We start from the raw sequence: 11,036 nt of genomic DNA on the forward strand, positions 1-11,036 counted from the left end.
TTCAGCGCGGCAGGCCGGAGATCTTTGCGCCGGGGCCGATGTGTTTGCTTTTGAACCAGCCTTGATTCATTTCCAGCGCGTAACGCACGGCGGCGCGCGGGCAATGATTGTCCTCGGTCTGCGGCGCCATGTCTTCGATGTTGACGATCGTGCCGTCGTCGGCCAGGAATGCAATCGACAGTGGCAGATCGGTGTTCTTCATCCAGAAGCAGTGACCGGCGCGTTGTTCGAACACGAAGAGCATGCCGGCGTTGGCGGGCATCGTCGTGCGATACATCAGGCCCTGTTCGCGGTCGGCCTCATTGGCGGCGACCTCGGCCTTGATGAGATACATGCCGGCGGAGAGCTGAACGGTTGGGAACTGCCCCGCCTGCTTGATTTGTGCCGAGGCGCTGGCCGGCGCGATTGCCAGGACGGCGGCGGTAGCGGCAAACGTGGCGCTGGCGGCGAGCGCGGCCAGTTGACGTGGAATCCGGATCACGAACGGCTCCTGGAAAGATCGGGGGAACGTCAGGTACGTGGCGAGCCATTGTAGCCGCCGGGCGAAAAAAAAGCAGGCTGCGTGAGCAACCTGCTTATTACCATGCGTTGCGCAGCGAGGCTGCGCGACGTGGTACTTACTTGCTGGCAGCAGCCGGAGCTTCGGCAGCAGCAGCCTTCTTGGCCGACTTCTTGTGCGACTTCTTGTGGGCCTTCTTGTGGGTCGACTTGGCAGCCGGCTTCGTAGCGGCAGCCGGAGCAGCAGCGTCAGCGGCCGGAGCCGAAGCTTGGGCGAACACGCCCGTTGCGAACAGGCCAGCGACCAGGGCAGCGATCAGTTTTTTCATGAGATTCCTCGTTGGAGCTCGATGTTGGGGTGATGTACTCGTTGACCCGCGAAGTGAGTCACTTCCTATAACGTCCGTTCAGGACATCGGTTGACAACCCGCACGCGGATTTTTTCGGTGAAACGTATTACGGCTTGTTACCGACGGCCGGTTGCTTGGTGGCCGGCTTCTTGTGGTGATACTTCTTGTAGTGATGCTTCTTGTGTTTGGGGGCCTTTTTCGCGGGGGCTGCGCGATCCGCCGCCGGTGCCGACATCGCGGGCGCCGCTGCTGCGGGTGCCGCCGGTGCGACGGGCGCCGTGGCCGGCGCCGATTGTTGGGCCATCGCGGCACCGGACACGATCAGCCCGGCGGTCAGTGCAAGCAGCAGTTTGTTCATGACTTGGTTTCCTCGTTTCGGAGTGGTGCGTATGTTGCGCACCTGTTCCCTCAACGAGGTGGACGACGGCTTCGTTGACCGGGAAGTGTAAGTATTTGTTGCGGCAATTCGCACCATTGTCCCGGGACAAGCTTCAACGAAAAGACGTCAACCGGGCCGATCGCGATGCGAACCAGTCGCAGCGTCGGTTTGCCGACGGCGGCGGTCATGCGTCTGACCTGGCGGTTCTTGCCTTCGACGAGCGTGATTTCGAGCCAGTGGGTCGGGATGCTGGCGCGATAGCGAATCGGCGGGTGACGTGGCCAGAGCTGGGCGGGCTCGACGATCTCGCGCGCCTCGCACGGCAGCGTAACGAAGTCGCCCAGATCGAGGCCGGCGCGCAGACGTGCAACGGCCGCCTCGTCGTACTCGCCCTCGACCTGCGCCCAATACGTCTTCGGCAATTTGCGTTCCGGCTCCGCGATGCGGGCCTGCAGACGACCGTCGTCGGTGAGCAGCAGGAGTCCCTCGCTGTCGGCGTCGAGCCGTCCGGCCGGATAGACGCCAGGGCGCGTCACGCACTCGGCGAGCGTGGGACGTGTCGGATGCGGCGAAAACTGGCAGATCGTGCCGAAGGGCTTGTTGAGTGCGAGAAGTGTCATACGAAGGGGAGAAAATCGGAAGTTGCCGATGCTGTCGGGCGCGATCGGCGCTCGACAGGCGCTCGACCCGGGCTCGACCCCATGGCGCTACGCCCGCCGAGCGCGTGCGGCGCTGGTCAGCCCCGTCATGTTAATGCATAATCGAGATCGTCAGTCTTATGTCTTATATAAGACTTGATTTGCGTCAACGCGCCATACCACGCTGTGACTACAATAAAGCCGTAATGCGGCGAGCGGTGGCATCCTTCGCCCCGTTTGACGCGCACAGTCCGATTCATCCCATTGGAGCCCACCATGTCGTATCAGCACATCAAGGTCCCGGCCGGCGAGAAGATCACGGTCAACCAGGATTTCTCCCTGAACGTGCCGGACAATCCGATCATCCCGTATATCGAGGGCGACGGCACCGGCGTGGATATTACGCCGGTGATGCTCAAGGTCGTCGACGCGGCAGTGGCCAAAGCGTACGGCGAGAAGCGCAAGATCCATTGGATGGAAGTCTATGCCGGCGAGAAATCGACGCGCGTCTACGGACCGGATGTATGGTTGCCCGATGAAACGCTCCAGGTTGTCAAGGACTACGTAGTATCGATCAAGGGGCCGCTGACCACCCCCGTGGGCGGTGGCATTCGATCGCTCAACGTCGCGTTGCGCCAGCAGCTCGACCTTTATGTGTGTCTGCGCCCGGTGCAGTACTTCAAGGGCGTTCCGTCGCCGGTGCGTCAACCCGAGAAGATCGACATGGTGATCTTCCGCGAGAACTCCGAGGACATCTACGCGGGCATCGAGTGGGAGGCGGAATCGGCCGGCGCGAAAAAACTGATTGCCTTCCTGCAGGACGAGCTGGGCGTGACCAAGATTCGCTTTCCGAAGACGTCGGGCATCGGTATCAAGCCGGTATCGCGCGAGGGTACGGAGCGATTGGTGCGCAAGGCTATTCAGTATGCGATTGAGAACAACCGCGACTCGGTAACCCTCGTTCACAAGGGCAACATCATGAAGTTCACGGAGGGTGGGTTTCGCGATTGGGGATACGCGCTCGCCAGAAACGAATTCGGCGCGACGGAGATCGACGGCGGTCCGTGGTGCAAACTGAAGAACCCCAAGACGGGCAAGGAGATCACGATCAAGGACTCGATCGCGGACGCCTTCCTGCAACAGATTCTGCTGCGCCCGGCGGAATACGACGTGATCGCCACGCTCAACCTGAACGGCGACTACATCTCCGATGCGCTCGCCGCGCAGGTGGGGGGCATCGGAATCGCCCCAGGGGCGAACCTGTCCGACTCGGTTGCGATGTTCGAAGCGACGCACGGCACGGCGCCGAAGTACGCGGGCAAGGACTACGTGAATCCTGGGTCGGAGATTCTCTCGGCCGAGATGATGCTGCGGCACATGGGCTGGACGGAAGCAGCGGATCTGATCATCGCGTCGATGGAAAAGTCGATCCTGTCGAAGCAGGTGACCTATGACTTTGCGCGCCTGATGGAAGGGGCGACGCAGGTGTCGTGCTCGGGCTTCGGCAACGTGATGATCGCCAACATGTAACGCGCCACGGGGTTGCCGTTGATTTGACGCCGCTCGCCTGGCACCGCCGACGCTTCCGTCTGGGAGCGCTCGGCCTAGTGCACGACGATGGTGGTGCTCACGCGGTGGTCGCCGGTGCTTGGGACACGGCTCGTCAGTTCGCGCGGAAAGCCGACGGTCCAGACAACGGTGTCCGTGCCCGGCGACGATCCCGCCTGATACCAGACGACCATGCCGGGAAAATGCATCGTCTCGCAGCGTTGTCCGTCCGGAACCACGTAGTCGATCCATTCCGCCGTGACTTTACCGAGTGCGGGCGTTGAGTCGAGTTCGAACGTCGGCTGGCCCAACGAGCGGCACAGCACGCTGAAGTTGGGTTGCACCCAGATCGCGACCTTCTCGCCGACGCCCACGCTTACCGCGAGGGTCGGCGGAGGATACGCCGACTGTGCATGCGCCGCGCCCGCCGTCAGCAGGCACGCGACGAGTACCATGACTCGCCATGCGGTTGTCGTGGTGTCCATGCCGGACCTCCCAACCCCCTTTCGCGGCCGACACGTGGGCGTTCTCCTTGCCCGCACAAGCCGTCGGCACAACGCTTTCATTACAGTGCATGCGTACGCGTAACGCAAGGGACGGGCGCGTCGGGTCGCCATGCGCACGGGGGCGCGATGCTGTCGAGGCCACTCACCGCCCGTCGAAATACGCGGCGAGGCGTTGGGCTTCGAACGCGTGGACAACGTGATCCACGAACACGCGTGTCCGCAGCGGCAGCTGCTTCTTGTTCGAATAGTAGATGGACACCCCGCCGTATTCCTCGAACCAGCCCGGCAACAGCCGTTGAATGCGACCGGACGCGAGCAGGGGCGCGGCATGCGGCATCGGTAGCAACGCCACGCCGTAGCCCAGCGCGACGGCGTGCGCCATCGCCTCCGGGTCGTCGAAAATCATGCGGGTTCGCGCCTCGACGTTGACCCGCTCACCGATCGCGTTTCGCAAATCCCATGCGCGCAGCCGGCCCGACGTTCCGGAGCGCCGGACGATCGCGTCGAACGTCGCGAGTTCGGCGGGATGCCCCGGCACCTGACGCGCGCGCATATAGTCGGACGACGCGCAAATCACGGCGTACGTCGGTGCCAGGCGCCGGGCGATGACGCCGGGGGTGAGTTCGATGCCGCCGCCTATCGCGGCGTCGAAGCCCTCGCTCACTACGTCCACGCCCCGGTTGTCGAATCGCCAATCCGGCACGACATCCGGATAGCGGGCAAGAAAGTCGCCCAGCAGCGGCACCAGATACTGGCGGCCGAAGGCATGGGCCACGCTCACCTTGAGGATCCCGGACGGGGTGCTTTCGCGCTCGGCGGCGCGTGAAAAGGCGTCGTTCAGGGCCGCGAACGGGCCATCGACATCCAGCAGGAATCGCTCGCCGCCCGCCGTCAATGTCAGGCTGCGAGTACTGCGGTGAAACAGCCGCAAGCCGAGCTGCCCCTCCAGCCGCGCCACATTCTTGCTCACCGCTGCAGGGGTCATCCCCAGTCGTCGCGCGGCCGCCGAGAAACTACCCGCACGCGCACTCAGGACAAATGATTCGATCAGATGCAAGGCGTCCATCGTTCATCTATTCCGTGGAGTTGAAAGTGATGATAGGGATTATGGTCTAGTTGAGGCGTAATTTGCCCGCGATACTGGCTTCACCTCTTAACCGAATGGAGCAATGAGATGGCAACGAACTTTCAAGGCAAGGTGGCTTTCGTGACAGGTGGCTCGCGCGGTATCGGCGCGGCGATCGTGCAGCGGCTCGCGCATGGCGGTGCGGCGGTTGCGTTCACGTACAAGGGATCGAAGGCCGCGGCGCAGGATCTGGTCGAGCGCATTCAGGCGTCCGGCGGGCGTGCCATGGCCTTGCATGTGGATGCAGCAGATGCCACCGCGCTGACCCAGGCAATCAACGACGCCGCCCACGCACTCGGCAAGATCGACATTCTGGTGAACAATGCCGGTGTGTTTTCGATGGCATCGGTGGCCGACCTTGCGCTGGAGGAATTCGACCGCATGCTCGACGTGAACGTGCGCGCTGTGTTCGTGGCCTCGAAGGCGGTACTCGCGCACATGGGCGAGGGCGGTCGCATCATCAATATCGGCTCGTGCAACGCAGAGCGCATGCCGTTTGCGGGCGCCGCGACGTATGCGATGAGCAAGGCAGCACTGGTGGGCCTCGTCAAGGGCATGGCTCGTGACCTTGGGCCGCGCGGCATTACGGTCAACAACGTGCAGCCGGGCCCGACGAATACCGACATGAATCCCGCCACCGGGGATTTCGCGGCGACGATGCACGACCTGATGGCGCTCAAGCGTCATGCGCATCCCGAGGAAATCGCAGCGATGGTGGCTTATGTCGCCAGCGACGAGGCGGGTTTCGTAACGGGTGCCAGCCTGACCATCGATGGCGGTTTCAACGCGTGATTCGGAACGGGGCGGCGGCTCGCCGCCTCACTCCGAGAACAGCTCGAACAGTAGCGCGCGCATCCACTGGCTTGCCGGTTCGCGGTGATAGCGCGCGTGCCAGAACAGGTTGATCTGCACGTCGGGCAGGTCCAGCGGATGGTCGACGTAACGCAAGCCGAAGTGCTGCGCGCTGCGCTGGGCAAACTTCTCCGTCACCGTGGCGATGAGATCCGTGGCGTGCAGAATGTCGGCGAGCGCGACGAAGTGCGGCACGCGCAGCCGGATGTTGCGCTGTACGTGAGCGCGCGCCATGAAATCGTCGACCCGGCCGTGCCCGGTGCCGGCGGCGACCACCATCACCTGCTCGGCGTGCTCGAAATCCTCGCGCGCCATCCTCGCCGTCGCCGGTCGGTCGAGCGGATGCCCGGGGCGAAACATGCACACATACTTCTGCCGAAACAGACGCCGCTGGAAAAACTCCGTCGTCAGATCCGGCAGATGCCCCACGGCGAGATCCACCTGACCCGACGCCATCTCCTCCTGCAAGTTGACCGCCGTATTGCGCACTGTGCTGATCGTAATGCCCGGTGCCCGCTCGCCAAGCGCGTGCATGAGCCTGGGCAGGAAGTGCACTTCACCAATGTCCGTCATGGCGATTTGAAACGCGCGCTGGCTCGTTGCCGGATCGAAGGCGAGCTGACGATTGAAGACCCCATGTAGCGCATCCAGCGCCGCGGCGACCGGCTCGGCCAGTTCGATGGCCATCGGGGTCGGCAGCATGCCGCGCGATGTGCGGATGAACAACTCGTCGTTGAACAACTTGCGCAGACGCGCGAGCGAATTGCTGATCGCGGGTTGCGTCACGCCAAGCGTCTCCGCCACGCGAGACACGCGTCGCGCGTTGTACAGATGCTGGAAGACCACCAGCAGGTTCAGGTCGACGGAATGCAGGTCCATGGGGAGGAACGCGTCTCGATGCTCAGTTAAATCACTGAAATTTATAGGCTGTATAACCTAAATTCTATTGGTTTATAACGCGGCTTGCGAGATGCTTCTTGCAAACGGCGTCCAAACGCCACGCGCGGTGCCCGAGGCGGGTGCCGTCAGAACGGAGACCCTCCCCATGCAAGTTCACGTGCAGCCACTCGGCGAACGCTTCGAGGTCGCGCCCGGCGACAATTTGCTGAAAGCCCTCACCGATCGTCAGATCCCGGTGTCGTACAGTTGCCTGTCCGGACGTTGCGGCACCTGCCGCTGTCGCGTCGTTTCGGGCGAGGTGCGCGAAGCCGAAGGCGTCGAATATCGTCATCACGATGGCAATGGCGATGGCGATGGCCTGGCGGGAAGCGCGCCATCCCTTGCGCGTTACGTGCTCGCGTGCCAGTCGAGCGTCCACGGTGACTGTGAGATCGCCTTGCCGGATGTCGATGAAGTCGTCGTGCATCCCGCGAAAATTCTCAAGGCGACGGTGCTCGCGATCGAACCACTGACCCACGACATCAAGCGCCTGGTGCTCAGGACGGCGAAGCCGCTCAGCTTCTCGCCCGGTCAGTACGCCACGCTGCAATTCACTCCCGCGCATATCCGGCCATATTCCATGGCCGGACTCGATGCCGACGACACGCTCGAATTTCACATCCGCCGGGTGCCCGGTGGGGCCGTGACCGGCTATGTCGACGAACAGCTCAAGGTCGGCGATGCCGTGCGGGTGTCGGGCCCGCTTGGCACGTCGTATCTGCGCACGCGGCACGACGGGCCGATGCTTTGCGTCGCCGGCGGCACCGGCCTGGCGCCGGTACTGTCGATCGTGCGCGGGGCGCTCGCCCGTGGCATGACCAACCGCATCGACATTTATGTCGGCGCGCGCTCGCCGGCGGACGTGTATGGGCTCGCGTGGCTGCGCGAACTCGCGTCGCGTCACGACGGCATTCGCCTGCATGTCGTGACGACGACCGACGCCCCGGGCACACCCATCGAACCCATCGATCCCGACGCACCCGACGCACTGAATCCGGGGTTCCGCCTGGGGCATGTCACGCACGCGCTCGCTGCCGATTACGTCGGCCCCGATGCGCTCTCGGGCTGGCGCGCCTATCTGTGCGGCGCGCCGCCGATGGTCGATGCCGCCACCCGGCTGCTGCGCGAGCGCGGCATCGATGCCGCCCATATCTACGCCGACGCGTTTTACGCGAAGGCGGCATGACAGCCGGTGAAGTGCCCGCCAGCAGCGCACTGGCGTCTTCCCGGTCTTTCCCGCATCCCCCTCAGGAGACGATCATGAGTACCACACCGCAGACCGCCGAGTTCGACCCGGCGCCGTCCGCCGGCGCACAGCCGTCCGACGTCTGGCCCGCCGAGGGCTCGAGCCGTATTCCCTTTCGCGTCTATACGGACGTGGAACTGTATCGGCGCGAGCTGGAGACGTGTTTCTACCGCAACCACTGGAATTACGTCGGGCTGGAAGCCGAGGTGCCGAATCCGGGCGATTTCAAGCGCACGGTGATCGGTGAGCGCTCCGTGATCGTGACGCGAGACGCCGCGGGTGACATCAACGTCGTCGAAAACGTCTGCGCCCATCGCGGGATGAAGTTCTGTCGCGAGAAGCGCGGCAACCGCACGGACTTCCATTGCCCCTATCACCAGTGGAACTACGACCTCAAGGGCAATCTGCAAGGCGTGCCGTTCCGGCGTGGCGTGAAGCAGGACGGCAAGGTCAACGGCGGTATGCCGAAGGATTTCAAGCCGGAAGATCACGGCCTCACCCGGCTCAAGGTCGCCACGCGCGGCGGTGTGATCTTCGCGTCGTTCGATCACGACATCGAATCGCTCGAGGACTTTCTCGGACCGGAGATCTGCGCCTACTTCGATCGTCTGTTCGACGGGCGAAAGCTCAAACTGCTCGGCTACAACAAACAACGCATTCCGGGGAACTGGAAGCTGATGCAGGAGAACATCAAGGACCCGTACCACCCAGGGCTACTGCACACCTGGTTCGTCACGTTCGGGTTGTGGCGCGCCGATAACAAGTCGCGTCTGGTCATGGACGAACACGGCCGTCACGCGGCGATGGTGTCCACGCGGGGGCAGGGCGGCGGCGGGGAGGTGACCTCGGGGGTGTCGAGCTTCAAGGCGGCGATGTCGCTCAACGACATGCGCTTTCTCGACATCGTTCAGGAAGACTGGTGGAAGGGGCCGACAGCGGTCCTCATGACGCTCTTTCCCAGCGTGATCCTGCAGCAGCAGGTCAATTCGGTATCGACGCGTCACATCCAGCCGCGCGGTCACGATGCGTTCGACTTCGTCTGGACGCATTTCGGTTTCGAAGACGACACCGAGGAGATGACGCAGCGCCGTTTGCGTCAGGCCAATCTGTTCGGCCCGGCCGGATTCGTGTCGGCCGACGACGGCGAGGCCATCGAGTGTTCGCAGGAGGGGTTCGCGCAGAAGCCCTGGCATCGTGCCATTGCGGAGCTGGGCGGCACCGGCGTGGAAAACACGGAACACATGGTGACGGAAACCTTGATTCGCGGCATGTACGCCTATTGGCGCCGCGTCATGGGCGTTTGAGGAGACGACGTGATGGTGGATTTTGCAACGTTTCAGGCCGTGGTCGACCTCAATGCGGCCTACGCCGCGGCGCTCGACGCGCAACAGTGGGATGCCTGGCCCGATTTCTTCCTGGATGATTGCGTGTATCGTGTGCAGCCGCGCGAGAACTTCGAGATGGGCCTGCCGCTGGCGACCCTGTCGTTCGAGAGCAAGGGGATGCTGCGCGATCGCATCTACGGGATTCGCGACACGCTGTTCCACGACCCTTACTACCAGCGCCACGTGATCGGACTGCCGGCGATTCGGCGACTCGACGACGACACGCTTCAGGTCGAGGCCAACTACGCGGTATTTCGGACGAAGCCGGATCAACTCACCGACATTCTGTCGGTCGGGCGCTATCTGGACATCGTCAAACGAACGGGCGACGGATGGAAATTCGCGTCGCGCCAATGCATTTTCGACAGCGAGATGATTCCCAACTCGCTGATCTATCCGATCTGAAGCGAGGCACATGATGAGCGGCAACTGGATTGAGGCGGCGTCGCGCGACGCCATTCCCGAGGACGACGTGATCGGCGTGATCGTGGGCGGACGGGAGATTGCCCTGTACGGCGTGGACGGCGAGGTGTATGCCACGGACAACGCCTGCACACACGGAAACGCCCGCCTGTGCGACGGCTTTCTCGACGGGCACGAGATCGAGTGCCCTCTGCATCAGGGGAAGTTCGACGTGCGAACCGGCGCAGCGATGTGCGCGCCGCTCACCGCAGCAGTGAGGCGCTATCCGATTCGCATCGAGGCCGATAAAGTCTACGTCGATCTGAGCTAACGCTTTTGCCGTGAGACCGGTGCGTTGCCCCGCCTTGGGGCAACGCGACTACACGGGCCGCCTATCGAACTTGAGAGGGTTCGGGGCGGCCCGTCGCATTTCCGCGGCGGGGCCGATGGTCAGCGCGACGACAGGGAGCGACGTTCAAATGGCGGAGAATCATTTGTTGTATTTTTATTTTTCATGAAACAAATAATATTTATGCGTAAATCGCATAGCTGTCACGGATTCGGTTTGCACAGTCCTTAAACAACCCGTTCATTCCGATACTTAACTCGCGACGATTGAGTGACGGTCGACCGGCCGGCTGCATAGGAATGCTGAGTCAAATTGGTCGGATGCGTAATGGGTTTCCGCAGAGCGACAATGTCCGGTCCACTTTTAATTGTGGAGCGGAATATATCGATGAAGCCAGGTAGCAAATGGATTAAACGCCATCGAGTTTCAAAAAGCTGCCGCGCCAGAGTGGAATGCGGCGTCGGCTTTGATATTCGCAAAGCGAACCGCAAAATTCACCGGCGCGTGTTGCATTGTTGCGACGCAATAAAAAACCCGGCCGGAGCCGGGTCTTCAATACGACGAGCGGCGCTACCTCAGGCGGGCGCCTGAATGTTCGAAGCCTGCTTGCCCTTCGGGCCTTGAACGACCTCGAACTGCACCTTTTGACCTTCCTTGAGGGTCTTGAAGCCGTTCATCTGAATTGCCGAGAAGTGGGCGAACAGATCTTCGCCACCCTCATCCGGCGTGATGAATCCAAAACCCTTGGCGTCGTTAAACCATTTGACCGTACCGGTTGCCATACGAACTTCCCCTGAACAATTACGACTACTACATAT

General features: G+C 62.5%; 14 protein-coding genes. 6 read left to right on the top strand and 8 right to left on the bottom strand.

Features of this window, described 5'->3' with window-relative positions; genetic code table 11:
• Position 1: 1 nt before the first annotated feature.
• The 4 genes from PCE31107_RS07100 to PCE31107_RS07115 form a co-directional block, all read right to left on the bottom strand.
• Positions 2-481, bottom strand: a complete 480-nt coding sequence (locus tag PCE31107_RS07100; protein WP_017232756.1) for a DUF192 domain-containing protein — start codon at positions 479-481, stop codon at positions 2-4.
• Positions 482-617: 136 nt separating this feature from the next.
• The gene (locus tag PCE31107_RS07105; protein ID WP_130026851.1) at positions 618-827 is read right to left on the bottom strand and encodes a hypothetical protein; all 210 of its coding nucleotides are present in this window, start codon (positions 825-827) and stop codon (positions 618-620) included.
• A gap of 127 nt (positions 828-954) precedes the next feature.
• Positions 955-1,206: a hypothetical protein gene (locus PCE31107_RS07110; protein WP_174966570.1), complete on the bottom strand. Its 252-nt coding sequence runs from the start codon at positions 1,204-1,206 to the stop codon at positions 955-957.
• 50 nt (positions 1,207-1,256) lie between these two features.
• The gene (locus PCE31107_RS07115; protein ID WP_130026850.1) at positions 1,257-1,847 is read right to left on the bottom strand and encodes a pseudouridine synthase; all 591 of its coding nucleotides are present in this window, start codon (positions 1,845-1,847) and stop codon (positions 1,257-1,259) included.
• A gap of 294 nt (positions 1,848-2,141) precedes the next feature.
• Between PCE31107_RS07115 and icd the strand changes: the two genes are divergently transcribed.
• Positions 2,142-3,395, top strand: coding sequence for an NADP-dependent isocitrate dehydrogenase (icd, locus tag PCE31107_RS07120; protein ID WP_150607382.1), 1,254 nt, complete (start codon positions 2,142-2,144; stop codon positions 3,393-3,395).
• A 74-nt stretch (positions 3,396-3,469) separates the two neighbouring features.
• On the opposite strand, the gene PCE31107_RS07125 is transcribed toward icd, so the two are convergent.
• Both PCE31107_RS07125 and PCE31107_RS07130 read right to left on the bottom strand, forming a co-directional pair.
• On the bottom strand, positions 3,470-3,898 hold the full coding sequence (locus tag PCE31107_RS07125; RefSeq protein WP_150607384.1) for a hypothetical protein: 429 nt from the start codon (positions 3,896-3,898) through the stop codon (positions 3,470-3,472).
• A 163-nt stretch (positions 3,899-4,061) separates the two neighbouring features.
• Positions 4,062-4,985, bottom strand: a complete 924-nt coding sequence (locus PCE31107_RS07130) for a LysR family transcriptional regulator (RefSeq protein ID WP_150607386.1) — start codon at positions 4,983-4,985, stop codon at positions 4,062-4,064.
• 108 nt (positions 4,986-5,093) lie between these two features.
• On the opposite strand from PCE31107_RS07130, the gene PCE31107_RS07135 reads away from it, so the two are divergent.
• Entirely contained in the window at positions 5,094-5,837 is a 744-nt protein-coding gene (locus PCE31107_RS07135; protein WP_150607388.1) for an SDR family oxidoreductase, read from the top strand.
• A gap of 27 nt (positions 5,838-5,864) precedes the next feature.
• Here the strand turns inward: PCE31107_RS07135 and PCE31107_RS07140 are convergent, their stop codons facing one another.
• The gene (locus PCE31107_RS07140; RefSeq protein WP_150607390.1) at positions 5,865-6,776 is read right to left on the bottom strand and encodes a LysR family transcriptional regulator; all 912 of its coding nucleotides are present in this window, start codon (positions 6,774-6,776) and stop codon (positions 5,865-5,867) included.
• Positions 6,777-6,942: 166 nt separating this feature from the next.
• On the opposite strand from PCE31107_RS07140, the gene PCE31107_RS07145 reads away from it, so the two are divergent.
• The 4 genes from PCE31107_RS07145 (at position 6,943) to PCE31107_RS07160 (ending at position 10,200) form a co-directional block, all read left to right on the top strand.
• The gene (locus PCE31107_RS07145) at positions 6,943-8,022 is read left to right on the top strand and encodes a 2Fe-2S iron-sulfur cluster-binding protein (RefSeq protein ID WP_150607392.1); all 1,080 of its coding nucleotides are present in this window, start codon (positions 6,943-6,945) and stop codon (positions 8,020-8,022) included.
• A gap of 74 nt (positions 8,023-8,096) precedes the next feature.
• Positions 8,097-9,386: an aromatic ring-hydroxylating dioxygenase subunit alpha gene (locus tag PCE31107_RS07150; protein ID WP_246181745.1), complete on the top strand. Its 1,290-nt coding sequence runs from the start codon at positions 8,097-8,099 to the stop codon at positions 9,384-9,386.
• Between the two features lie 12 nt (positions 9,387-9,398).
• Positions 9,399-9,872, top strand: coding sequence for an aromatic-ring-hydroxylating dioxygenase subunit beta (locus PCE31107_RS07155; protein ID WP_130026844.1), 474 nt, complete (start codon positions 9,399-9,401; stop codon positions 9,870-9,872).
• 13 nt (positions 9,873-9,885) lie between these two features.
• Positions 9,886-10,200, top strand: a complete 315-nt coding sequence (locus PCE31107_RS07160; RefSeq protein ID WP_017232768.1) for a non-heme iron oxygenase ferredoxin subunit — start codon at positions 9,886-9,888, stop codon at positions 10,198-10,200.
• Between the two features lie 593 nt (positions 10,201-10,793).
• Here the strand turns inward: PCE31107_RS07160 and cspD are convergent.
• Entirely contained in the window at positions 10,794-11,000 is a 207-nt protein-coding gene (gene cspD / locus PCE31107_RS07165) for a cold shock domain-containing protein CspD (protein WP_017232769.1), read from the bottom strand.
• Positions 11,001-11,036: the final 36 nt, after the last annotated feature.

The organism is Pandoraea cepalis (assembly GCF_902459625.1).
GTDB lineage: Bacteria > Pseudomonadota > Gammaproteobacteria > Burkholderiales > Burkholderiaceae > Pandoraea > Pandoraea cepalis.

Bases quoted from the DNA above. Each gene is read 5' to 3' on its own strand.
- PCE31107_RS07105 (WP_130026851.1), bottom strand. From the start codon at position 827: ATGAAAAAACTGATCGCTGCCCTGGTCGCTGGCCTGTTCGCAACGGGC.
- PCE31107_RS07110 (WP_174966570.1), bottom strand. From the start codon at position 1,206: ATGAACAAACTGCTGCTTGCACTGACCGCCGGGCTGATCGTGTCCGGT.
- PCE31107_RS07115 (WP_130026850.1), bottom strand. From the start codon at position 1,847: ATGACACTTCTCGCACTCAACAAGCCCTTCGGCACGATCTGCCAGTTT.
- icd (WP_150607382.1), top strand. From the start codon at position 2,142: ATGTCGTATCAGCACATCAAGGTCCCGGCCGGCGAGAAGATCACGGTC.
- PCE31107_RS07125 (WP_150607384.1), bottom strand. From the start codon at position 3,898: ATGGACACCACGACAACCGCATGGCGAGTCATGGTACTCGTCGCGTGC.
- PCE31107_RS07130 (WP_150607386.1), bottom strand. From the start codon at position 4,985: ATGGACGCCTTGCATCTGATCGAATCATTTGTCCTGAGTGCGCGTGCG.
- PCE31107_RS07135 (WP_150607388.1), top strand. From the start codon at position 5,094: ATGGCAACGAACTTTCAAGGCAAGGTGGCTTTCGTGACAGGTGGCTCG.
- PCE31107_RS07140 (WP_150607390.1), bottom strand. From the start codon at position 6,776: ATGGACCTGCATTCCGTCGACCTGAACCTGCTGGTGGTCTTCCAGCAT.
- PCE31107_RS07145 (WP_150607392.1), top strand. From the start codon at position 6,943: ATGCAAGTTCACGTGCAGCCACTCGGCGAACGCTTCGAGGTCGCGCCC.
- PCE31107_RS07150 (WP_246181745.1), top strand. From the start codon at position 8,097: ATGAGTACCACACCGCAGACCGCCGAGTTCGACCCGGCGCCGTCCGCC.
- PCE31107_RS07155 (WP_130026844.1), top strand. From the start codon at position 9,399: ATGGTGGATTTTGCAACGTTTCAGGCCGTGGTCGACCTCAATGCGGCC.
- PCE31107_RS07160 (WP_017232768.1), top strand. From the start codon at position 9,886: ATGAGCGGCAACTGGATTGAGGCGGCGTCGCGCGACGCCATTCCCGAG.
- cspD (WP_017232769.1), bottom strand. From the start codon at position 11,000: ATGGCAACCGGTACGGTCAAATGGTTTAACGACGCCAAGGGTTTTGGA.